Below are 24,652 nucleotides of genomic sequence, written 5' to 3' on the forward strand. Positions count from 1 at the left end.
ACTATGAAAATATCAGGGGCAGAAGCCGTTATAAGATGTTTATTAGCAGAAGGAGTAGATTTGGTTTACGGATATCCGGGAGGAGCCATAATGCCGGTTTACGACGAATTGTATAAATTTCAAGATCAGTTACACCATGTTTTAGTACGTCACGAACAAGGTGCAACTCATGCAGCTCAAGGGTATGCAAGAGCTACAGGAAAAGTTGGGGTTGCAATTGCAACTTCAGGACCGGGTGCTACAAATTTAGTGACCGGAATTGCAGATGCGCAAATTGATTCAACTCCTATGGTTTGTATTACCGGACAAGTAGGGAAACATTTATTAGGTTCTGATGCTTTTCAGGAAACTGATATTATCGGGATTTCGACTCCGGTAACCAAATGGAATTATCAGGTTACAGAAGCATCTGAAATTCCTGAAATTATTGCAAAAGCATTCTATATTGCTCGTTCTGGACGCCCGGGACCTGTATTGATTGATATTACTAAAAACGCTCAGTTTGATGAGTTCGAATTTAGTTATGAAAAATGTACGGGAATCAGAAGTTATGTTCCGGTTCCGAAATTAAAATTAGATAAAGTGGCCGAAGCTGCTGCTTTAATCAATAGTGCAAAAAAACCTTTTATTGTTTTTGGTCAGGGAATTATTCTTGGTCAGGCCGAAGAACAACTGAAAGCTTTTATCGAGAAATCAGGAATCCCTGCAGGGTGGACTATTCTTGGACTTTCGGCTTTACCAACAGATCATCCGCTAAACGTAGGAATGTTAGGAATGCACGGAAACTATGGTCCAAATATGTTAACCAACGAATGTGATGTTTTAATCGCGTTAGGAATGCGTTTTGATGATCGTGTAACGGGAAATTTAAATACGTATGCAAAACAGGCAAAAGTAATTCACTTTGAAATTGATCCTGCAGAAATTGATAAAAACGTAAAAACAGAAGTTGCGGTTTTAGGAGATGTAAAAGAAGCCTTAAATGCATTATTACCTTTAATTGATGCGAAATCGCATGATTTATGGCATAATGAGTTTAAAGAACTGCATAAAATAGAAGTAGAATCTGTTATAAATGAAGAGTTAAATCCAACGAATGGTAAAGGGATTTCAATGGGAGAAACGATGGAAATGATTAATAAACACTCAAAAGGTGATGCGATTATTGTTTCAGATGTTGGTCAGCACCAAATGTTTGCGTGTCGTTATGCTAAATTTAATTCAACCAAAAGTAATATTACTTCAGGAGGTTTAGGAACAATGGGATTCGCGCTTCCAGCTGCAATTGGAGCAAAAATGGGAAGACCGGATCGTGAAGTTGTGGCGATTATTGGAGATGGTGGATTCCAGATGACTATTCAGGAATTAGGAACAATTTTTCAGACTAAAGTTCCGGTAAAAATTGTGATCCTAAACAATGAGTTCTTAGGAATGGTGCGTCAATGGCAAGAGTTGTTTTTTGATAACCGATATGCATCGACAAATATGATCAATCCAAATTTTGTTGCTATTGCAGAAGGATATTACATTAAATCTAAAAAAGTAACCCAAAGAGAGGATTTAGATGCAGCTGTCGCAGAAATGATGGCTTCAAAAGATTCTTATTTCTTAGAAGTTATGGTAGAAAAAGAGAATAATGTATTCCCAATGATTCCAACAGGAGCATGTGTTTCTGAAATTAGATTAAGCTAAAGAAAAAAAGTTTCAAGTTTTAAGTTTCACGTTGCATAACCTGAAACCTGAAACAAGAAAAACTTTAAACAAAATAACATGGAAGATAAAACATTTACCATATCGGTATACTCAGAAAATAACGTGGGTTTGTTAAATAGAATATCAGGAATATTCTTAAAGCGTCACATTAATATATTAAGTCTAAACGTTTCAGAATCAGAAATAGAGAATGTTTCAAGATTTATTATTGTTGTAGATACAACTGAAAAATGGGTTAAGAATATTGTAGGTCAAATAGAAAAACAAATTGAAGTAATAAAAGCATTTTATCATACAGATGAAGAAACGATTTATCTTGAAAATGCTTTGTTTAAAATCGCTTCAAGTTTGTTGTTTGATGAAAAACAAATTCAGAATATCATCAAAGAAAGCCAGGCGACAATTGTAACGGTTTCGAGAGATTTCTTTGTAATATCAAAATCAGGAAGACGTTCTGAAATTGAAGAATTATATGCAAAATTTAAACCTTACGGCATTATGCAATTTGTACGTTCGGGCAGAATATCAGTTTCTAAAGAAAAAATGGAAATTTCAACATTATTAGAAACATTCAAATAGTATCATTTTAGTTTCCTTATTAATCAATTATCAAATTACACATTCATTAAATATTAAAAAAGAAAATGGCAAATTATTTCAATACATTACCACTTAGATTACAATTAGAACAGTTAGGAGTTTGCGAATTTATGGAGCAATCAGAATTTGCAGACGGGATTTCAGCATTAGCAGGAAAAAAAGTTGTTATTGTAGGTTGTGGTGCGCAAGGTTTGAATCAAGGTTTAAACATGAGAGATTCTGGTTTGGATATTTCATATGCATTACGTGCAGATGCAATCGCTGAAAAAAGAGCATCTTATAAAAATGCTACTGAAAACGGTTTTACTGTAGGTACTTATGAAGAATTAATTCCAACTGCAGATTTAGTTTGTAACCTTACTCCGGATAAACAACATACTGCTGTGGTTACCGCTATTATGCCATTAATGAAACAAGGTTCGACTTTAGCATATTCTCACGGTTTTAATATCGTTGAAGAAGGAATGCAGATTCGTAAAGATATAACCGTAATTATGTGTGCGCCTAAATGTCCTGGTTCTGAAGTTCGTGAAGAATACAAAAGAGGATTTGGTGTACCAACTTTAATTGCTGTTCACCCGGAAAATGATCCAAACGGTTTTGGTTTAGATCAGGCAAAAGCTTACGCTGTAGCAACTGGAGGACATAAAGCAGGAGTTTTAAAATCATCATTCGTAGCCGAAGTAAAATCAGATTTAATGGGCGAGCAAACGATCCTTTGCGGATTATTGCAAACCGGATCTATTTTATGTTTTGATAAAATGGTCGAAAAAGGAATCGAGCCTGCATATGCTTCAAAATTAATTCAATACGGATGGGAAACTATCACAGAAGCTTTGAAACATGGTGGTATCACCAATATGATGGATCGTCTTTCTAATCCTGCAAAAATTGAAGCTTATGAAATTGCAGAAGAATTAAAAGACATCATGCGTCCATTGTTCCAAAAACACCAGGATGATATTATTTCAGGAGAATTCTCCAGAACTATGATGATCGACTGGGCTAATGACGATAAAAACTTATTGACTTGGAGAGCTGCTACAGGAGAAACTAATTTTGAGAAAACTGCTCCTACAGACGCTCCAATTTCTGAACAAGAATATTTTGATAATGGAGTTTTAATGATTGCAATGGTTAAAGCTGGTGTAGAATTGGCTTTCGAAACAATGACAGAAGCAGGAATTATCGAAGAATCAGCTTATTATGAGTCATTACACGAATTACCTTTGATTGCAAATACAATTGCAAGAAAAAAATTATTTGAAATGAACCGTGTTATTTCGGATACTGCAGAATATGGTTGTTATTTATTTGACCATGCTTGTAAACCGTTATTAACTGAATTTATGAAAACTGTTGAAACAAACGTTATAGGAAAACCATTCTCAACTTCAAACGGAGTAGATAATGCTATTTTAATTGCAGTAAACAAAGAAATTCGTCAACATCCTATCGAAGAAGTAGGAGCATGGTTGAGAGAATCAATGACTGCAATGAAAAAAATTGGATAATAAATTGGGAATTACCACACATTTGAATGTGGGATTTGCACTGTATCTCTGTTTTATGTAATATTTTGAATTAGTAAGCACTTATTAAGAAAAATGGATATAGATGCATATTGCATTCACTTAACTTCTGCAAGCAAGTAAGTTAAGTGAAGCTAATCCCTAATGAAGGGGTATATTTAGTAAAATAGATATACTTGTTGAAGTTTCATTTTAATTAATAAAGATGCTGCTATTTTCAAAATAGAACACGGCAGTGTAATACAGAATTACTGAATTAATTGTTATTGAAATTGTTAAAAATAAAAGGCATGGTATTCATTTATCGTGCCTTTTTTGTGACATGCTTTTTTGTTCTTAAAAGTAAAAATTTATAGTAAATGCAGAAAAAATCCATATTTTTTCTAATATGTGTTTTTTTTAGATAAAATTTATGAATTAAATAATTTTAAGAATACGTTGATATTTAATACATTTATAAAAAAATTCCAAAAACATATGAGTTATTATAAAATTGAAAATTTAGAACAATATTTTAAACATTACAATAAGTCAATAAGGGAACCAAGGAAATTTTGGGGGAAGATAGCTGAAGAAAATTTTACTTGGTACCAACAATGGGAAAAAGTAGTAGATTTTAATATGGCTGATGCCGAAGTGAAATGGTTTACTGAAGCAAAAGTTAATATAACCAAAAATTGCATCGATAGACACTTAAGTAAAAGAGGAGAAAAAACGGCCATTATTTTTGAACCAAATGATCCTTCTGATAGTGCTTTACATATAACGTATAACGAATTATACGAAAGAGTTTCAAAAATGGCGAATGTTTTGCGTGAGCAAGGTGTTCGTAAAGGCGATAGAGTTTGTATTTATTTGCCTATGATTCCTGAGTTGGCCGTTTCGGTTTTAGCTTGTGCGAGAATTGGGGCAATTCACTCGGTTATTTTTGCAGGATTTTCAGCTTCTGCAGTTTCTGCAAGAATTAATGATTGCGAATGCAAGATGGTAATTACTTCTGATGGAGGTTACAGAGGAAATAAAACGATAGATTTAAAAGGAATTGTAGATGAAGCATTAGAAACCTGTCCATCTGTTACTAAAGTTTTGGTTGCAAAAAGAACCAATACAAACATCAAAATGAAAGAAGGCCGTGACGAATATTTACAGCCTTTATTAGATGCGGCTTTAGATAATAGTGTTGCTGAAATCATGGATGCCGAAGATCCCTTGTTTATTTTATATACTTCAGGATCAACTGGTAAACCAAAAGGAATGGTACATACTACGGCCGGATATATGGTTTACACTGCTTATACATTTAAAAATGTTTTTAGTCACGAAGAAAATGATATTTTCTGGTGTACAGCAGATATTGGCTGGATTACAGGTCACTCATATATTTTATACGGACCTTTATTAAATGGAGGAACTACAGTAATTTTTGAAGGAGTTCCATCTTATCCGGATTTTAGCCGTTTTTGGGATATTATCGAAAAACATAAAATCACACAATTCTATACAGCACCAACAGCAATTCGTTCTTTAGCAAAAGAAAGCTTAGATTATATTCAAAAATATCCTCTAAAATCGCTTAAAGTTATTGGATCTGTTGGAGAGCCAATCAACGAAGAGGCCTGGCACTGGTTTAATGACCACGTGGGAGATAAAAGATGTCCTGTTGTAGATACTTGGTGGCAAACAGAAACTGGCGGAATCATGATTTCTCCTATCGCTTTTGTAACACCAACAAAACCAACATACGCCACTTTACCATTACCGGGAATTCAGCCTGTGTTAATGGATGAAAAAAGAAATGAGATCGAAGGAAATCAGGTTGTAGGTAGTTTGTGTATTAAATTTCCATGGCCGGGAATCGCCAGAACAATCTGGGGAGATCACCAACGTTATAAAGACACTTATTTCTCTGCTTTCCCTGGGAAATATTTCACAGGAGACGGAGCTTTAAGAGATGAAGTTGGATATTATAGAATTACCGGTAGAGTAGATGATGTTGTAATTGTTTCAGGCCATAATTTAGGAACAGCTCCTATCGAAGATGCGATCAACGAACATCCTGCAGTAGCTGAATCTGCCATTGTTGGATTTCCACATGATATCAAAGGAAATGCTTTATACGGTTACGTAATTCTAAAAGAAACCGGAGAAGTTAGAAATAAAGAGAATCTGTCTAAAGAGATTAATCAATATATTTCTGATCATATTGGACCAATTGCAAAACTGGATAAAATTCAGTTTGTGTCTGGATTACCAAAAACGCGTTCAGGAAAAATTATGCGTAGAATTTTACGTAAAATAGCCGAAGGAGATTTTTCTAATTTTGGAGATACTTCAACACTATTAAATCCTGAAGTTGTAGAAGAAATCACAAAAGAAAGAATTTCTTAATTCTGAAAATAGATAGTAATAAAAAAGCCTCTTAAGAAATTAAGAGGCTTTTTTATATTTGAAATTGTATGACTTAATATTTGTCTGACTGAGCGAAGTCGAAGTTTTTTTATGCTGAATCAACTTTGCGGGACTTCTCCCGAAGCCTCGGGATCGCTTAGCTTGACAATTACGTAGTTTATGTGTAAACTACGTAATTTGCAAAAGATTTACAAAAACTTATCTTTTCTTATATCACTTATATGGTTAAAAAAAATTATTTAATTCCCAATCTGGATTTTAATTTCAAAAACAAAAGTGCAATTTTATAAGCATCTTCAGAAGAAGAATTTCTGTCACTTTTTGGGATTTTGAATATTTCGCTTAAATCGTCTAATGAAAACTGTTTGTCATTGATATCCATTAATTTGCGATACATCATATCAATATCAAGCGCTTCATTTTTTAAACGTCCACAATCCAGACGCTCAAGTGCAGCATTTAGCATTTCAATATCAAAATTAATATGATGTCCCACTAAAATAGAATTACCTATAAAATTCACAAACGCTTCAATAGCCTCTGGTTCAGGCATTTTTATCATTTTGCTTTCGATGATAAACTCATTAGAAAGTCCGTTATCCTGCAGGAATTTATATTGCAGTAAAACAGCCTCGAAATTTTCTTTTATTATAATACTGTCGTCTACCACTGAAAAAGCTCCCAAAGACAGAATAACATCTTTATTGGGGTTTAATCCCGAAGTTTCTGTAGATAAAACTACGAATCTATTGGGTTTTGCTTCGAGTTTAGTCAGATAATCTTTCCAGAAATCCGGATACTCTTTGTTGATATTTTTAATCCAGTCTAGCATAGTTATGAGAATTGTGTAAGTTGAAATTTACTCTTAATTAGTTCCTCAAGGTCTTTCATTGGGGTTAAGGCATTTTTTAACTTTTCTTTGTCTGTTTTAGACATCTCTCTTATATTGATATATTGTCCGGAATCGTCATTTTTTAATCCTTCAACAGTTCTAAATTTTGATAACGTTAAAAATGCTTCGGCACAACTTAAATATATTTCGGCATTTTTAGAATCTGTTATCGCCAGTTGTTTGAATCGTAAATAGGTATTTTTGATCCCTTTTATATTTGAATTTAAAATCAATAAGCGCGCAGCATCAATTAATGGCATTAATGCACGGGTTTTTATATCAAATTTTGTTTTATGCGGACCTTCTTCTTCCAAAATGAATTTTTTGAAAAAGCTTAAAGCAGAGTTTTTCTTTAAAGCATCATTTCCTAAAAAGTCAAAGAACAAAGTATTATTTACGGCATTCTTAAAAATGACATTTTCTATTACTTCTTCAATTTTTGGTTCACCAAAAACAATTTCATAATCAAAGAAAATACTGCTTAGATCGTTACTGTTTTCACCTGGAGTATTCATCCAGCTATTGTATTGTTTTGTCCAGTCTGTCAATGATTTACACCATAACATATTGCTTCCCATATGTCCGTTTGGGCAATATTCATAACCTACTTTTTCAAGTATGGCAGTTGTTCTTTTGGCTAATCTTAAAAAGTAATCTTTTACTTCTCTGTATTTTTCGGGCGCAACATCTTCAAAAATAAGTATACTATCCTGATCTGTAAGTAATAATTGCTCTTTACGACCCTGACTACCAATACTTAACCACGCAAAACGAGCAGGAGGGGAGCCTAAATCTAAAATAGACAACTCGACAGCACGTTTTATAATCGCCAGATTAATTTCGCTGGCAATATTACTAATATGAGAAATTGGAATATTTTTCTGAATTGAGTTCTGAATCAGATCAGACAAACGATCACGGATCTGTTTTAAGTCTTTTGGCAGCTGTGAGCGTTTAATTTCTTTAATTAACACACCAGGATTACTGGCTTGAGCTACAATTAAATCGTGTTCAGAAATAATTCCTTTCACAGCAGACTTACTTGTACCGTCTTTGGTAACACATAAGTGCGTAACATTGTGCTTTAGCATTAATAATTGTGCCTCGGCTAAAGAAACATTTTCAATTACGGTAACAACCGGTGAAGACATAATCTTATCAATTGTTTCTGTGATAGGATAACGTCCGGTTGCAATTTTAGACGATAAATCAGCATTTGTTACAATCCCAATTGGATTGTTTTTCTCGCAAATTACAATATTGTCAACCATTGATTCTGTCATCAAAATGGCAACATCTTTAACAATACGGTTAGATTCAGTAGTTAATGGCGAATTATTGTATACAAGTGATTGTATATATTGCATTTCTGTTTGCTGATCTACATAGAAAGCAGTGTCAGAAATTAGTTTTCCATTAGAATTTACATTGTCTTTTGCGTGTCTTGAATTGATGGCAAAATTCTCCAGTAAAAAGTTTAAAACGTCTGAATTATTAGCAACAAAAGGTCTGAAAACCGCTATAGGTATGGCGTAAATAATACTTTCTTCACGTGCTTTTGCTGTCATCATATAATTGTTTTTAGCAAAAAACGGACGCAGACCAAAAATATCGCCTTCATGACATTTGTTTATGATCGTTTCTTCGGCATCAGCAATTGTAGTTAAATTTATGACACCCGAAGCCACAACATAAAAACTATCATGAAGTACGTCGTTAATTTGAAATAAAACAGCGTGTTTTTCTAAATTGATAACACGAATATTTGTTGCAATATCAGATAATTCCTGAAAAGTTAAATTATCAAATGGCGGGTATTCTTTTAAAAAATCTGCAATATGCTCAGCAATTGTATTCATAATGTTTGATAATTTTTTTTAAAGTATCGAATGTAAAAATAATAAAATAAAGTCTTACAATGAAAGCATCTTCACGAGAATATAATTATTTTGAATAATTGCTAAAGTTTCCTGTTTTCAAGGCTTTAAAAATGTTTTTTTAGTCTTTTGAAATTGTTATTTGCATTTCAATTTAGGCAATTATAATGAAATTAATTAGAAGAGAACTTATATACTAATCGTTATGGAGCATTATTGTAGAATTTTATTATGAGAATCAGAATATATTGGAGAAGGTTTAAAATATTCTATTTTACATAATATAAATTATAGTTCAAATAGTATACATGAATTTAAGCGCTGATTTGCATTAAACCATGTTTTTAGCTAATATAACTTCGTGAGAATTATTTCTTTAGGAACTAAATCAGCGCCGCCTCTTTTAATAAACTGCAGCACTTCGTCATTTGTAAAAATAACTGCGCTTACGGAGCCATCTTTAGATTTGATATTTATTTGAGCTTTTTCTCCAAATGAATTTACATATCCTGTAACTTCCATAACGCCTGTAACAAACTTTTGATTGTCACTGATGATTTCTGCAGTCCCAAATATTTTATTATTTGATTGTGCGATATTAATCGTAAAAATATATTCTTTGCTGCAATCCTTGCAATTTTCAGTGCTCCATGTTCCTGTAAATCGATTTGTTTGTGCATGTGCTGAAAAAGAAATCAACATCAATAATAGAATAAATTTTCTCATATAAAATTTTCAAAAAAACTTTTAATAAATATGCTTCAAATATAAATCAAAAAAGCATTCACCACAGTGAATGCTTTTCTTTTCGATGTAAAATTAAATTATTTAATTTTTTTCAAATAAACAGATTTACCGTTAAGTGCAACATTTATTTCATTATTTTTTTCTGAAAAAGTTGTTCTTAAAGCGTTTCCTTTAAAAATGCTAACATCTCCGTAAACTTTTCCGGTTTCATCAGAAACATATTCAAATAATAATTTTTTATTATCTGGCTCAATTCCAATTTTATAACTGGAGAATTTTGATGTTGTAAGATTGAATTCTTGCTGTGTGTCAATAATTTTTCCGTCTGCATAGAAATTTGTAACAGATTTGTTCAAAGTAATGTCCGGATAATATTGGTTTACTTTTTGTAAAAGTGCATATTGCTCTGGCGATGCATCTTCGATTTTAGTTGTAATAGTCTGAGCAAATGACATTGTTGTAAAAATAAGAGCGAATAGTAAAATGTAATTTTTCATAAATTTTAGATTTAAATTAATGCTGATCTCATTTTTTGAAATCAATTAGGTGTCAATAAAACCATCTTTTGTTATTATAAGATGTGTTTAATTACATAACAAGGTACTAAATATTTACCTTTGCAGGAAATTAAAAGCAATTTTTTAAGAAAATGACAACAAAAAAATACATTAAACTCATACTTATTTTAGGTTCTTTGACAGCTCTTGGCCCTTTTTCAATCGATATGTACTTACCGGGATTTTCTGGTATCGCTAAGGATCTGCATACTACAGTCGCCAAAGTCTCCATGAGTTTATCCAGTTATTTCATTGGGATTTCTGCCGGACAATTGCTTTACGGACCTTTACTGGATCGTTTCGGTCGTAAAAAGCCTTTATTTGTTGGTTTGTTAGTGTATATATCGGCTTCTTTAGGCTGTGTTTATGTCACTAATATTGACTCGTTTATATTATTACGTTTTATTCAGGCAATTGGCAGTTGCGCTGCAACAGTTGCTTCTGTGGCAATGGTCAGGGATTTATTTCCTGTAAAAGATATTCCAAAAGTATTTTCCCTGTTAATGCTTGTTCTTGGTCTTTCGCCAATGCTGGCACCAACAATTGGCGGTTATGTTACTGAAGATTATGGCTGGCATACTGTGTTTTTTATTTTAATGTGTATGGGAATCGCTATTTTAATCGCCGCACAACTAGGTTTGCCAAATAGCTATAAACCGGATACTTCAATTTCTTTAAAACCAAAACCTATTATTTCTAACTTTTTAAAGGTGCTTAAAGAGCCTCAGTTTTTTACATATGCATTTACGGGCTCAATTGCTTTTTCAGGCTTATTTACATACGTTGCAGCCTCTCCTATAGTTTTTATGGATATTTATCATGTTGACGCTAAAACTTACGGATGGATTTTTGCCTTTATGTCGGTTAGTTTTATTGGGTCAAGTCAGTTAAATTCGGTTTTATTAAAGAGGTTTTCAAGCGAACAAATGATTTTTGCCGCACTAATTATACAATCTGTGACTAGTATTGTTTTCTTAATCCTTTCAGTAAATAATCTGTTAGGTTTGTATGAAACGATTGCAATGCTTTTTTTGTTTTTAGGATGTTTAGGAATTTCAAATCCCAATACTGCCGGACTCACAATGGCACCTTTTGCTAAAAATGCCGGAAGTGCTTCTGCTCTTATGGGCGCAATTCAGCTTGGTTTAGGAGCTTTGGCTTCATTTGCTGTTGGAGTTTTTGTAAAAGATTCTGTCGCACCAATGGTTCTTATCATGACTGTAACAACGATTATTGCTTTTATTGTTTTAAATATTGGAAAACGTTTTATTAAAAATAAAGTGGAAGTTTCTGAAAATGAAGATGTTTTGGTTGGGCATTAAATAAAACTTTTACAGAATCTTGTCATTTCGACGCAGCAGAAATCACAAACTGTTTCATAAAAAAAAGCCAGAATTTGATAATTCTGGATTTTTTTTATTCTGATCTAAAAACCCAATTAATTGGGATTTTTTTATCAATTTAAGATCTTTTATCCGGTCTGATAATCATTCTCAAAGACTGATCTCTTGCAAAATACGCAACCATCCAGTTCCAGAATGTATTTAATCTGTTTCTATAAGTAATCAATGATATTAAGTGGATAAACAGCCAGATAATCCAGGCAAAGAATCCTTTAAAATGCCATTTTGGACTTGGTAAATCTACTACAGCTTTATTTTTACCAATAATCGCCATAGAACCTTTGTCATTGTACATAAAAGGTTTTAATGGTTTGTTTTGAACTAATGCCTTAAAGTTTTTGGCCAAATTTAATCCTTGCTGAATCGCAACCTGAGCTACTTGTGGATGTCCGTCAGGAAAATTTTTATCTCCGGCTAAAATTGCCGTGTCGCCAATCGCATATACATTTAAAAGACCATTTACTTTATTGTACTGATCTGTTGCCATACGTCTGCCGCGGCCATAACTCTCTGTTGGAATTCCTTCAAATATTTTAGCCGAAACTCCGGCAGCCCAAATTAGATTTTTGGTTTTAATGGTTTCTCCATTTTCAAAATATACTGTATCGTCTATATAATCCGTAACCCGGCTGTTTAATTTAACCACAACGCCCAATTTTGTAATAGCGTCGAGAGTATCTTCTTGCGAAGCTTTGCTCATTGGTGCCAATAATGCGTCTCCCCCATCGACAAGGTAAACATTACTGGCTGATGTTTCTAATTCCGGATATTCTTTTAAAAGAATGTTTTTACGCATTTCAGCAAACATACCTGAAACTTCTACTCCTGTTGGTCCTCCTCCGGCAACAACAATTGTTAGTAGCTTACGACGTTTACGTATGTCTTTTGTAATTGCTGCTTTTTCCAGGTTTTTAAGCAATGTATTACGCATTTCGATGGCATCATTTAAGGTCTTCATCGGAATAGCATTTTTCATTACGTTTTCCATACCAAAATAACTTGTTTCAGCTCCGGTAGCAAAAACCAGATGATCATATGATAATTCGCCGTTATTAAGGATGATTTTATTCTCAGCAGGAACTACAGAAAGTAATTCACCTAAACGAAACTGAAGGTTTTTTTTGCCTGCAAAAAATTTTCTAAAAGGGTAACTGATGCTTGATGGTTCTAAGAACGCTGTAGCGACCTGATATATAAGTGGAGGAAAAAAATTATAATTATTTTTATCTACAAGTGTTACTTGTATTTTAGGATGGTTTACAAGTTCTTTTGCGAGATTTAGACCGGCAAAACCACCTCCTATGATGACTATATTCATATATGTATTATTAAATAGGGTTCGTGAGTAAAACTTTCTGCCTTAGCAGTTGTATAAATTTAACATTATAATTCCAAGATACAAAACCCAATTTGAGTTTATTTTAAATTGTTTCAGAATTAATTCGCTAATTTAAGTTTCATCATAAGATCTGTTTGTTCCTCGTTTCCTAATTTAAAAATGTGTTTGTCAAACTCAACAAAACCATTTTTTTTATAAAAACCAATTGCTCTCAGATTTTTCTCCCAAACACCTAACCATACATAGTCATTATGGTTATTTCTGGCAATTTCTATTGCTTTGTCGTAAAGTAATTGTCCAATTTTTTTGCCATGAAATTCTTTCGAAACATAAATTCTTTCAATTTCCAGCGCTTTATCGTCTTTTAATTCGGTTTGAGATTTACCAAAATTTACTTTTAGATAGCCAATTGCATTATTTTCAAGCGTAGCAAAATAAAATTCAGAATCGGTATTGTTAAGTTCTTCTGTTAGCTTTTCAGTAGAAAATTTTTCATCTAGATACTTTTGCATGTTTTGCTCAGAATTTGACTCTGAAAAGGTTTCATGAAAAGTTTTTCGGCCCATTTCTTTCAATTGGTTGATATCTTGTACTGTTACTCTTTTTATTTCAATAGTTTCCATGGGTAACTTTCTGTTGTTTTTTTAAGGTTTAGAATACCTTATAAAAATACAACAGAAACTATAAAACTATTGAACTGAAATGTTACTTTTTGAATTTTTTAACAGGCTTTTCGGTTACTTCAACTTTGTTTTGAAGAACGTAATTTGCCATTAATTTTTCAATCAATTCATCTTTAGTAAGATGATGAAAAATTGTTTTTACTTTCGTTTTTAGATCGGTCGAAATATCGTGATTCGGTTTTGTCTTGAAGATTTGTTTCGCCCATAAAAGGGTATTGTTTTCTTCTAAACATACTACAGAAGGTTTTTGAAACTGCGTAAATTTAATTCCCAATTCTTTTTCGAATTCCGGAATTTCAGCTGTTTCTTCTTCCTGTAAAACGGTTAACGAAAGTCCCTTTGCTCCTGCCCTTGCCGTTCTACCGCTTCTGTGAACGTAGTTTTCATACGTATCAGGCAAATGATAATTTACAACATAAGAAATCTCTTTTACATCTATTCCTCTTGCAGCTAAATCTGTTGCTACCAAAATGTTGATGTGTCCTTCACGAAATTGCTCCATGATTCTGTCACGAATTCCCTGAGATAAGCTGCCGTGTAATGCTCCTGAAGAAAAACGATTAATAGCTAAGTTTTTAGCCAGTTTATTGACTGCAGCTTTAGTTTTACAGAAGATGATTCCGCGTTCTCCGTCTCTTGAATTTAGGAAATGCATTAATACATCTAATTTTTCGATAGGATCAACTACAATATATTCGTGATCAATTCCTTGGTTTCCAACAGTTTCCATATTGGCGCTAACCTGAACTACGTTTTTATTTAAGTAATTCTGAATCAGTTGTTTGATTGTTCCCGGCAAAGTCGCTGAGAATAATAGAGTTCTGTGTTTTTTAGGAAGTTCAGCAACGATTTCGTCCAAACTTTCTTTTAAGATTGAAACCATTTCGTCGGCTTCATCTAAAACAAGATATTGTGTTTGTTTTAAATCAATCGCTTTACGCTGAATCAAATCGATTAAACGTCCCGGTGTTGCAACAACAATATGTGTAGGTTGTGTTAATCGCTCGATTTGTGGTTTTATTGGAATTCCTCCACACGTTGAAGCAATAGAAATGTTTGGAATATGTTTTCCAAAATCTTCTAAATTTCTAAAAATCTGTTGTCCAAGTTCTCTGGTTGGAACCAAAATTATGGCTTGTACAATTGGTGATTCTGTATCAATTAATTGCAATAAAGGTAATCCGAATGCGGCTGTTTTACCGGTTCCGGTTTTGGCTAAACCTACAACATCATGACTTTCAGATAAAAGTAACGGAATTGTTTTTTGCTGAATTTCTGTTGGTTCAACAATATTCAATTCGCTTAATGCTTTTAAAATTGGTGCTGAAATTCCTAATGATGAGAATTGTTTAGACATATTATATTTTTGTTTTTTTTTGTTTAAAGTTTCAGGTTTCAAGTTGTTCTTAAATTCGAATCAACTAGAAACCTGAAACTTTTAATTTTACCCCAATAAATATCGGGATAATGTTATTTCTTATGAAATCTAAAGCCCTAGCCCTGATGGTAGCGGCATCCTTTTTCTGGCTTCTTTAGCCGGGAAAAGATATAGCGGACAGCAGGAAATAGCTCCTAATTATTTAAATTCCAATTTTTTTATCCCGATAGCTATCGGGATCGCTCAGCGTGACAACCTGAAACCTGAAACTTAAAACTTGAAACCTGAAACAAATTTTTTATTCTTCGTCAGGTTCGTTCATGATTTTTTCACGATACTTTTTACCAATTAGTAAAACTAATTTTAACTTATAATCGTCAACCAGCCATTCGCGATAGTTTTTACTGCATTGGCTCAAACATTTTGCATAACGTTTGATACGGCATTCGATATCATCATCAAGTTCTTTTCCTAATGATTTTGCTTCTTGCAAGGTTTCTGTATTATCAACACACATGGCAGCGTGCTGTTCTAATGATTTGTCTAATACTACTTTAGAACGTAAATTTTGTTTGATGATTAGTTTGTGTTCTTCATCAACATCAAAAGTAACATCAGCAGTTTTGGCAAATTTTGCGCGCAATTCCGGTGGCATACTGTATTTGAAATACAATTCGATTTCAGTATCATCACGCAGATTTTCTAAATAAAATTCTGGTGATTTAAAGATATGCTGCCAGTTTACCGGCTCGCTCCATAAACCAAAACGTGCTGCATTATTACCTAAATCGATTACTGTAAATTCATCTTTACCTGGTAATTTACGAGATCCACGACCAATCATCTGATAATATAATGTAAGCGATTTTGTCGCTCTGTTTAAGATAATAGTTTCAACTGTAGGCTCATCAAAACCTGTTGTTAAGATTCCCACAGAAGTAAGAATTGCATCAGGAGTCTTTTTGAACCATGCTAAAATATCTTTACGTTCTTCAGAACTGCTTGTATTATCAAGGTGCCTGATGTCGTAACCGGCTTCTCTAAAAGTTTCATATACATATAATGAAGTATGAATACCATTGTTGAAAATCAGGGTTTTTTTACCTAATGAACGTTCTGTATAGGCATGCAGAAGTTTTTCCTGCATGATAGTATTTGTATATAAATCGTCTGAAGATTTTACGGTATAATCTCCGTTGATACCTACTTTTAGTGATGTTAATCCCACATCATAACTATAAGTAGTTGCTCTGGCAAGGAAACCTTTATCGATCAATGAACTAATGGTGTCTCCCACAATAAGTTCATCATAACTCTGGTGCATTGGTAATTTTATATTCGAACTCAAAGGTGTTGCTGTTACCCCAAGGATAAAAGCATTTTTGAATGAGTTTAATAATTTTCTGAATGAATTGTAATGTGCCTCATCGATAATAACCAAACCAATATTATCAAGATGTAATTTCTCGTCATTGATACGGTTTTTTAATGTCTCAACCATAGCCACAAAACAAGAATATTCGTTTTGATCCGGTAATTCTTTTACTTTACTGTTAATGATTTTATTAGAAACACCAAAACCTTTTAGCATTTTTGAGGTTTGTTTACAAAGCTCGATACGATGTGTTAAAACCACCACTTTTTTATCATTATTAGCTAAATAACGACGAACGATTTCAGAGAAAATAACTGTTTTCCCTCCACCTGTTGGTAATTGATATAATAAATGATGTTTCGAAGGAGCATTGTCTAAACGTTCAAAAATGGCATCGATATCGCCTTTTTGGTATGCATAAAGTTCTTTTTTCTCTTCTCTTTCTATTTCTAAAGTGTTTTGAGACATTGTTTATTTTTGGATTTTTGCAAAAATACACCTAAAAAACAGTTATTCATCTTATTTTAACGTAAAATAAATGATTTTTTTAAATAAGATTTTTTATGAGAAAAGCCTTTATAAGTCAATTTTGTCTGAAATTGCCTCAAAATCATACTTATTTTTCCATTTTTGTTGAATAGTTTCCTGTTGAATTGAGAAAACTCTTTCTTTAAATTCACTCAAAATCCCGTTAGAAATTATAAAATTGACAGCTTGCTCAAATGAATTGAGAATACTTTTGTAAAATAATTCCTGCTTAATAAAATTATTTGAAGAATAGGTTTGTGCGATTTCGATGTTATAAAGCATCAGATCAGCAATTACAAAAGGATCAACTCCAATCATTATAAAATGCTTGATGATTTTCTGGGCAACAGAACGTCGCATCTTAGCTTTTGGACGCCATTTTGCATTGGGTTTCTTTACAGGAAAATATTCATGCGAAATTTTTACTTTCGATTCCTGCAAAAGTTTGTCCTCTTTAGGATTAAAAACAAAATCATAATAGACTTTTACGGGACTAAATTTTTCATACAACTCGATAATTTGTTCTTCGAGTTGTTCCTTGGTCAATTCGCCAAAATATTTTTTTAAATCGCGTTTACTCATTATCAAAGTTTAAGGTTACAAAAGTAAATTACTTTATTGATTCATACTGCAAAAACCAATCCTAATACTTAATTTTGCTTGTATAAAACTTAAAAAACAGATACATGCTCAAGATTTTCAAAGTTACCGCAATTTTAGAGGGAATTTCTTATTTGGTGTTATTCGCTAATATGTTGATTATCAAAAACAACAATCCTGAATTATATCATTCTATATTACGTCCGTTAGGAATGACTCATGGTGTTTTATTTATTGGGTACATAATATTGGCAGTTTTGCTTAGGAAATCTCAAAATTGGGACTTAAAAACTTTCGGAATTATCCTGATTGCTTCTCTGATTCCTTTTGGAACTTTCTATATTGAGAAAAAATATCTGGAAAATAATGCATAAGCCTTTGGATAAAATATTTAATTTTTTATATCCGCTTTTTAGAGATTGGGGAATGAGCCGCAACTTTGCGTCTTATATTAGCCTTGCTCTTAACATTGTGATCATGGTAGTTTTGGCATTTGCCATTTATTATGTCGCAAAATTTGTTTTAGTGACTTTAACAGCGATTTTTGCGCAAAAAACTAAAACTAAGTTTGATGATTATCTAATTCACAACAAAACCACAAAATATACGGCATATTTAATTCCGTTTTTCTTTGTTTATAAGGCCGTTCCTATTATTCTGGATAAATATGAATATTGGGAATCCCTGTTTGGGAAAATAGTAGGTATTTATATTGTTTTGATTAGTTTATGGATCATCAGAACAATTTTTAATGCTTTACGCGATTATCTAAAACAGAAACCGGAATACAGCGACAAACCTATTGACAGTTTTGTTCAGGTTATTATGATTGTGCTCTGGATCTTTGGTGTTGCAATGATTATTTCGACATTATTCGGAATCAAAAAAGGAGAATTATTAACGATTTTAGGAACACTTTCGGCAATTATTATCTTGATTTTCAGGGATACTATTTTAGGATTTGTTTCTAGTGTTCAGGTTGCCATAAACGATATGGTTCGTATTGGTGACTGGATTACAATGGACAAATTTGGTGCTGATGGTGACGTAATCGAGATTAACCTGACAACGGTAAAGGTTCGAAATTTTGATAATACGATTACCACAATCCCTACTTATGCGCTGAGTTCAGATTCTTTTCAGAACTGGCGAGGCATGCAAAAATCTGACGGTAGACGTATAAAAAGACATATCCTGATAAAAAGCAGCAGTATTCGTTTCCTGAATAATGATGATCTTAATCATATGAAACGTGTACAGCTTATAAGTTCTTATATAGAAACCAGACAAGCTGAAATAGAAAAATACAACGATTTACGCGGTGTAGATAAATCGCTCTCGCTTAATGGTAGAAATATGACGAATCTGGGTTTATTCCGTAAATATATCATGCAATATTTAGTAACACATCCGGGACTAAATAAAGATATGCATATTATGTGTCGTCAGCTGCAATCGACTGCGCACGGAGTTCCGTTAGAGATTTATGCGTTTTCGAGCGATAAACGCTGGGCGAATTACGAATATATTATGGCTGATATTTTTGATCATGTAATGGCTTCGGTTATTTATTTTGATCTTGAAATATTCGAATTACCATCGACAATAGGACCGCTTAATTAGTTTTCAGTCTCAGTGGCAGTTTTCAGTTGTACTGACACTTAGAACTGAGGCTGAAAACTATTTTTTAATTTCTTCAAAAACAAATTTCGAATTATCATATTCTATTGGAGTTCCGGGCATAAAACACGGAAGATTGAAGTATATCCCTATTACCCCACTTCCTAAAAATAGTTTGTTTTCTTTTTTTAGCAAAGCAAGCGGTACTCTTTTCCAGCTTCCCCCGTTTGAGATATAATGAAAATCACCTCTTAAAGTGTCTCCTTTTATATCCCCTCTTACATCTCCTGAATCTTTACCTTGTTGATAATAAGATCTTTCGTAACGCCCGAAAAAGCGTTTGTCATTAATATCTATCGCTAAAACTGCTGTGTCCTTGCCATTTACGGCGTGATACACAATATGTTTGTACTCGCTTTTTTTGTCTCTGGAATTGCAGGAAACAATTAAAATTACGATTAAAACTGAAAACAATAAAGATTTTATATTCATAGAGAGGCTTTTTTTTACCATATAGTAATGTAAGTTCATTTAAAGGTTTACGCTTAATTTTTTAAACCATATAAGTGATGTAAGTTCATTTAAAACTTTACGCTTAATTTTAGATCAACTTATAATATCTTATATAACTTATATGGTGAAATTTTATTTATAATTCATACGGTAAAACTAATTTTCGCATTATAATTTTTTCTAAATTTAAAGAAAAAAGATGGAAGATAGAGATGCTTTTTTAAGAGAATTCAGAGGCGAAACTTTAGGAACAGTAAGTGCTCAATCTTCACCAGATGAGTTGTTTCAAAATCAGACGATTAGACCTATTCTAAAACTTCAAAATGATTTATTTATTGCCGTTTTTATCAACTACGTCAATAAAAACAAAGCTGATTTTTATTCGTATACAGTCGAAAAGAAACTTCAAACCATAGAAAATTCCATTCAGAAAGATATTAAGTTTAGAAATTCTCTTAAAGGAATTATTATGGCACTTTTTACGCTTGAAGAATATGATGCTTATATTCAGAACTCTTCGAGTTTAAACAAACGAATGATGAATTTGCTGGTTGAACGCTTGAAAAGTCAGGTACAATTGTTTGAGTTGGAAACTAAATAAATATAGTAAATGTCGATTAGAACCTTTTGGATAATTTTAATTAAAATATTAGGATTAATTTTAATTTCTCAAACTATAACAATAATTCCGGAATGGATTTCATCCATTTATTTCATATATGAAAATGGAGATACTAAAAATTTAATTATCCTTATTTTTAGTATTTTACTTGTTCTTTTTATTTTGTATTTAATTTTTCGTTTTTTCCTTTTTAAAGCCAATTGGATTATTGATAAATTAAGGCTTGATAAAGGTTTTGAAAATGATTGGATAGAATTGAATTCAAGCCAAAACAAAATAATATCAATAGCTATAATTATAATAGGAGGATTTATGTTTATTCAGAATGTTCCAATTATATTTAAGGAATTTTTTATCTTTTTTCAGCAGAAAATTCTTTTCAAAGATTATCCAAAATCTGGTTGGATTATCTTTTACTTTTGTAAAGCTATAATGGGTTATTTGTTAATAACGAACAGTTTTAGAATTGCGAGATTTATTGATAAACAGAAATAAAATTTAAATATTTATGTTCAATCAATTCCGAAATAAAATTCCATTATCTGATGAAAAATGGATTGAATATACCAACCTTTTCAATTGCATTGAAGTTCCTGCAAAAACAACCCTTTTAGAAGAAGGTGAAATTTCAAAAAAGCTTTTTATAATTGAAAAAGGATGCATCAGAGTTTGGTTTAATAATAATGGAAAAGATTTGACGACTCAATTCTTTTTCGAAAATCAAAGTGTTGCTTCTATCGAAAGTTTCATAAAAAAAATGCCAAGTCCGGTTGTGGTCGAAACTATTGAACCTTCTGTTTTATGGTGGATTCATAAAAATGATCTCGATAAAATTCTGGAAGAAATTAAAGAAATTCCAGCGTTGAGAGATCGTTTAATTGATATGCTTTTTCAACGCACATTTGATTATATGAAATATTTTTTTTCTTTTATAAAAGACTCTCCTACTCATCGTTATCTTAATTTAATTAAAGAAAGACCTCAAATCATTCAACGTGTTCCACAACATTATATTGCCTCTTATCTTGGTGTAACAACTGTTCATTTAAGCCGGATAAAAAGCAAATTACTACATAATAAATAATTAAATTTCACCATATAAGTTATATAAGTTCATTTAATTTTTTACTTATAATTTCTTATATCACTTATATGGTTTAATGTTTTTATTTGATAACAAATGTTATCGTCTTTCCTTTTATAGCGTTCTAATTTTGCTTCATAAAATTTAATAATTATGAAAGCAGCAGTTATTTATAAAAAAGGCGAATTGCCAAAATATGCAGAATTCGCAGAACCGATTGTGCAAAACGAAAATGAAGTTTTAATTTCAGTAAAAGCAGTCGCAATTACAAATCTGGATAAAGGAATTGTAAGCGGTGATCACTATTCTTCTGGTCATGAAAATCAAAACGGAATTGTAATTGGTAGCGACGCCATAGGTTTATTAGAAAACGGAACAAGAGTTTATGCTCGTGGAATTAGCGGCACAATTGCCGAGAAAGCGATTGTAGAAAAAAACAGAATGGTTCCTTTACCTGAAGAAATATCAGATGCAATTGCGGCATCAATGCCAAATGCCGTTGCAGGTTCAGCGATGGCGTTGCGTTTTAGGGCTAAAATCGAACCAGGAGAAACAGTTTTGATAAACGGAGCTACTGGTTTTACAGGCCAAATGGCGATTCAGATTGCGAAACATTACGGTGCAAAGAAAATAATTGTAACCGGAAGAAACGAAAAAATACTTCAAAGTTTACTGGAATTAGGCGCCGATGAAATTATTTCTCTTAAACAAGATGATAAAGTTATTCTTGCTCAATTGAAGTTAATTCAGCAAAATACGCCCATTGATATAATTCTGGATTATTTGTGGGGACATTCGGCTGAATTAATTTTCTCGTTTTTAAAAGGAAAAGGAAATTTTACGCATCACGTTCGGTATGTTTCTATTGGCGCTATGTCAGGTGATTCTATACAATTATCTGCAGCGATTTTACGAAGTGTAGATTTGCAATTATCGGGTTCAGGTTTAGGAAGCTGGACTAAAGACGAAGTAAAATTATTGTTTTCAGAAATTCTTCCGGAAATATTTGTTCTAGCTGCTCAAAATAAATTAAAAGTCAATATAGAAACTATTCCTTTGGTTGATATTGAAGAAATGTGGAATGCAGAAGTTCCGGACGGTAAACGATTGGTGGTTATGGTTTAAAGTCAAAATTATTGTGTTGAACGCGGATTAAACGGATTGCTAAAGCAAAACGCGGATAAAAACGGATTTATAGATGTCAATTATCGACAAAGTTTGTCATTTCGAGGAACGAGAAATCTCCACAAGAAACTCCGTAACGAGAATCTAATTTTGTCGAGCTTCTTACGAAGATTTCTCCTGCGTCGAAATGGCAACTATGTTTAAGCTTTGCGTTTTATTTATGTTGTAAATTCACAAAATCTATAAAATAAAAAAGGTTTGATGAGAAATAAATCCCATCAAACCTTTTAAATTAATTGTTATAAAAAATTACTCTTTAGACAACATCAATTCTTTAATGTATTTTACCGGAGCACTTCCAAAACTTAAGAATTTCTCATGAAATTTTTTCAAATTGAATTTATCTCCTTCTTTCTTTTTAAGTTCTTCTCTCAAATTATAAATCTCTGTATAACCTGTAAAGTACGAACATAATTGTACTTGAGATAAAGTAACACGTTTCCATTTTCCATCAGCTTCTGCTTGTTGCTGGAAAGCTTCTTTTGTCAATAAATCAATAGCAGCTTCTTTAGACATGTTTTTAGTATGAACGCTAATGTCTAAGATGGTATTACAAGTAGCTCTTAAATTCCATTTATAATACATTAACCACATTTCATCAGAATTTTTATAGCCGCTTTCCAGCATCATTTTCTCTGCATAAACCGCCCATCCTTCAACCATTGCACCATTTCCTAAGATTGATTTGATGATACTTGGCGATTGATTGCTGTAAACCAGTTGTGTGTAATGACCAGGAACTGCTTCGTGAATATTCAAAATCTGAAGAATATAATCATTGTATTCACGTAAATAACTTTCAGCATTTTCAGCTGTCCAGCCTGTCATGCTTCCTACATTATAGTAAGTATTGGCATTTTTATCATAAGGTCCTGGTGCAGAAATAGAAGCTCCTGCAACTCCTGCCATATAAGCTGGTTCTTTACGTACTACAAGTGGTTTTGATGGATCTATGTATAATAAATCTTTCGCTTTTACATACGCTGTTAATTCCGGAATTTGTTTCTCAATTTCTGATTGAAACTTTTCTGGTGTAGTATGTTGCAAGGAAATTTTATCAATTACTTGTTTGATTAATTCCAGTTTGTTTGTTGGTTTTGCTTCGTTTCCTTTGTATTTAGTCCAAAGTTTATCAGCCAAAACAAACATTTTATCATGTAAATCTTTTTTGTGATCGTTTGCAACTTTAAAAATCTCATCAGCAGTATAGCTTGACTGAATATCAAAATTGAATTTTTTAGCATATAATGCAGCGCCTAATCTAAAAGAACGTGGCGTTTTGTTTGGCAATTTTTTTAACCAATCAGCATAATCTATAACTGCTTTTTTAGCAATTTTTGCTTTGTCCAGGATTTCTTTTTTCTCTGCAGCACTTAATTTACTTTGTTCCAAAGCAGCATTTAGATCAGTGTCAAAAGCAGATGAACCGCCAAGATTTTGTGCTATTGCAAGTTCAGTGTGTTCAATAGTTGGGTTTTTGATGTTCTTTTTAGCAGCTTCATAATAAGCCGGAACATTATTCATTTTTATATTAAAAGCACGCAAACGAACTTCTAAAGGATCGTATTTTCCATTTAAAATCTCAGCAAATGCTCCGCATACATTGTATTCAGCAGGATTCCATTGAGATGATTTCATTTCTTTGATACTGAAAATAGTGCCTTCAAGCTGATTTTTTATCATTTGAAAATCGGTCTTGTTATTATCAGACAAATTTTCAATATCAAATTGTTTTAAAGAATCTAATTGTGCATTGACAAAATCAAGTTGAATTTTTTCTTCATTAGCATCCGGAACAGACAAAATACTGTCGTATTTATGATACCCAACGCCGGAAGCCCAACCTGGATTAATTTTCCATAAAGAAGTTACAAAACCATCTTTATACTTGTCAAATTTTCCGTCTAAAGCTTTATCTTCGTTAGACTTAGAACTTTTGTTACAAGAAAAAAGTAATGAAATTGCAAAAATTGAAACAAATAGTTTTTTCATAAG

At 32.5% G+C, this 24,652-nt stretch carries 22 protein-coding genes; 11 read left to right on the plus strand and 11 right to left on the minus strand.

What is annotated here, in order from left to right; genetic code table 11:
* Positions 1-3: 3 nt before the first annotated feature.
* From ilvB to acs, 4 genes are all read left to right on the plus strand, one after another.
* The gene (gene ilvB / locus BXU01_RS19015; protein ID WP_083694756.1) at positions 4-1,692 is read left to right on the plus strand and encodes a biosynthetic-type acetolactate synthase large subunit; all 1,689 of its coding nucleotides are present in this window, start codon (positions 4-6) and stop codon (positions 1,690-1,692) included.
* A 78-nt stretch (positions 1,693-1,770) separates the two neighbouring features.
* A complete protein-coding gene (gene ilvN / locus BXU01_RS19020; protein ID WP_055092264.1) occupies positions 1,771-2,292 on the plus strand; it encodes an acetolactate synthase small subunit in 522 nt (173 codons plus the stop codon).
* A 65-nt stretch (positions 2,293-2,357) separates the two neighbouring features.
* Complete coding sequence (gene ilvC, locus BXU01_RS19025) at positions 2,358-3,827, plus strand: ketol-acid reductoisomerase (RefSeq protein WP_083694757.1); 1,470 nt, start codon at positions 2,358-2,360, stop codon at positions 3,825-3,827.
* A gap of 495 nt (positions 3,828-4,322) precedes the next feature.
* A complete protein-coding gene (gene acs, locus BXU01_RS19030) occupies positions 4,323-6,233 on the plus strand; it encodes an acetate--CoA ligase (RefSeq protein WP_056253337.1) in 1,911 nt (636 codons plus the stop codon).
* A 256-nt stretch (positions 6,234-6,489) separates the two neighbouring features.
* Here acs and BXU01_RS19035 read toward each other — a convergent pair whose 3' ends face one another.
* The 4 genes from BXU01_RS19035 to BXU01_RS19050 form a co-directional block, all read right to left on the minus strand.
* Positions 6,490-7,086, minus strand: coding sequence for a PolC-type DNA polymerase III (locus BXU01_RS19035; RefSeq protein WP_083694758.1), 597 nt, complete (start codon positions 7,084-7,086; stop codon positions 6,490-6,492).
* A gap of 2 nt (positions 7,087-7,088) precedes the next feature.
* A complete protein-coding gene (locus BXU01_RS19040; RefSeq protein ID WP_055092256.1) occupies positions 7,089-9,005 on the minus strand; it encodes a DUF294 nucleotidyltransferase-like domain-containing protein in 1,917 nt (638 codons plus the stop codon).
* A 366-nt stretch (positions 9,006-9,371) separates the two neighbouring features.
* Complete coding sequence (locus BXU01_RS19045) at positions 9,372-9,749, minus strand: hypothetical protein (protein ID WP_083694759.1); 378 nt, start codon at positions 9,747-9,749, stop codon at positions 9,372-9,374.
* 98 nt (positions 9,750-9,847) lie between these two features.
* A complete protein-coding gene (locus BXU01_RS19050; protein ID WP_083694760.1) occupies positions 9,848-10,267 on the minus strand; it encodes a hypothetical protein in 420 nt (139 codons plus the stop codon).
* Positions 10,268-10,419: 152 nt separating this feature from the next.
* On the opposite strand from BXU01_RS19050, the gene BXU01_RS19055 reads away from it, so the two are divergent.
* The gene (locus tag BXU01_RS19055; RefSeq protein ID WP_083694761.1) at positions 10,420-11,649 is read left to right on the plus strand and encodes a multidrug effflux MFS transporter; all 1,230 of its coding nucleotides are present in this window, start codon (positions 10,420-10,422) and stop codon (positions 11,647-11,649) included.
* A 139-nt stretch (positions 11,650-11,788) separates the two neighbouring features.
* Here the strand turns inward: BXU01_RS19055 and BXU01_RS19060 are convergent, their stop codons facing one another.
* The 5 genes from BXU01_RS19060 to BXU01_RS19080 all read right to left on the minus strand — a co-directional run bounded on the left by BXU01_RS19060 (position 11,789) and on the right by BXU01_RS19080 (position 17,615).
* Positions 11,789-13,048 (minus strand): NAD(P)/FAD-dependent oxidoreductase, encoded by a 1,260-nt coding sequence (locus tag BXU01_RS19060; RefSeq protein WP_083694762.1) that lies wholly within the window; start codon positions 13,046-13,048, stop codon positions 11,789-11,791.
* A gap of 119 nt (positions 13,049-13,167) precedes the next feature.
* Positions 13,168-13,692, minus strand: coding sequence for a GNAT family N-acetyltransferase (locus BXU01_RS19065; protein ID WP_083694763.1), 525 nt, complete (start codon positions 13,690-13,692; stop codon positions 13,168-13,170).
* Positions 13,693-13,774: 82 nt separating this feature from the next.
* Complete coding sequence (locus BXU01_RS19070; RefSeq protein WP_083694903.1) at positions 13,775-15,109, minus strand: DEAD/DEAH box helicase; 1,335 nt, start codon at positions 15,107-15,109, stop codon at positions 13,775-13,777.
* Between the two features lie 319 nt (positions 15,110-15,428).
* The gene (locus BXU01_RS19075; RefSeq protein WP_056253358.1) at positions 15,429-16,973 is read right to left on the minus strand and encodes a DEAD/DEAH box helicase; all 1,545 of its coding nucleotides are present in this window, start codon (positions 16,971-16,973) and stop codon (positions 15,429-15,431) included.
* A 108-nt stretch (positions 16,974-17,081) separates the two neighbouring features.
* Entirely contained in the window at positions 17,082-17,615 is a 534-nt protein-coding gene (locus tag BXU01_RS19080; protein WP_083694764.1) for a DUF6155 family protein, read from the minus strand.
* A 104-nt stretch (positions 17,616-17,719) separates the two neighbouring features.
* On the opposite strand from BXU01_RS19080, the gene BXU01_RS19085 reads away from it, so the two are divergent.
* The gene (locus BXU01_RS19085) at positions 17,720-18,007 is read left to right on the plus strand and encodes a DUF3817 domain-containing protein (RefSeq protein WP_083694765.1); all 288 of its coding nucleotides are present in this window, start codon (positions 17,720-17,722) and stop codon (positions 18,005-18,007) included.
* A complete protein-coding gene (locus tag BXU01_RS19090; protein ID WP_083694766.1) occupies positions 18,000-19,256 on the plus strand; it encodes a mechanosensitive ion channel family protein in 1,257 nt (418 codons plus the stop codon). Before BXU01_RS19085 ends, BXU01_RS19090 begins: the two co-directional genes overlap by 8 nt.
* A gap of 57 nt (positions 19,257-19,313) precedes the next feature.
* Here BXU01_RS19090 and BXU01_RS19095 read toward each other — a convergent pair whose 3' ends face one another.
* Positions 19,314-19,745, minus strand: coding sequence for a hypothetical protein (locus BXU01_RS19095; protein ID WP_083694904.1), 432 nt, complete (start codon positions 19,743-19,745; stop codon positions 19,314-19,316).
* 220 nt (positions 19,746-19,965) lie between these two features.
* Here BXU01_RS19095 and BXU01_RS19100 point away from each other — a divergent pair, with 220 nt between their 5' ends.
* The 4 genes from BXU01_RS19100 to BXU01_RS19115 all read left to right on the plus strand — a co-directional run bounded on the left by BXU01_RS19100 (position 19,966) and on the right by BXU01_RS19115 (position 22,597).
* Positions 19,966-20,367, plus strand: coding sequence for a glyoxalase (locus BXU01_RS19100; RefSeq protein WP_083694767.1), 402 nt, complete (start codon positions 19,966-19,968; stop codon positions 20,365-20,367).
* A gap of 9 nt (positions 20,368-20,376) precedes the next feature.
* Positions 20,377-20,883, plus strand: coding sequence for a hypothetical protein (locus tag BXU01_RS19105; RefSeq protein ID WP_083694768.1), 507 nt, complete (start codon positions 20,377-20,379; stop codon positions 20,881-20,883).
* A gap of 13 nt (positions 20,884-20,896) precedes the next feature.
* The gene (locus BXU01_RS19110; protein ID WP_083694769.1) at positions 20,897-21,472 is read left to right on the plus strand and encodes a Crp/Fnr family transcriptional regulator; all 576 of its coding nucleotides are present in this window, start codon (positions 20,897-20,899) and stop codon (positions 21,470-21,472) included.
* Positions 21,473-21,625: 153 nt separating this feature from the next.
* On the plus strand, positions 21,626-22,597 hold the full coding sequence (locus BXU01_RS19115; protein WP_083694770.1) for a zinc-binding alcohol dehydrogenase family protein: 972 nt from the start codon (positions 21,626-21,628) through the stop codon (positions 22,595-22,597).
* A 309-nt stretch (positions 22,598-22,906) separates the two neighbouring features.
* On the opposite strand, the gene BXU01_RS19120 is transcribed toward BXU01_RS19115, so the two are convergent.
* Positions 22,907-24,649, minus strand: coding sequence for a DUF885 domain-containing protein (locus BXU01_RS19120; protein ID WP_083694771.1), 1,743 nt, complete (start codon positions 24,647-24,649; stop codon positions 22,907-22,909).
* Positions 24,650-24,652: the final 3 nt, after the last annotated feature.

The organism is [Flexibacter] sp. ATCC 35103 (assembly GCF_001975985.1).
GTDB lineage: Bacteria > Bacteroidota > Bacteroidia > Flavobacteriales > Flavobacteriaceae > Flavobacterium.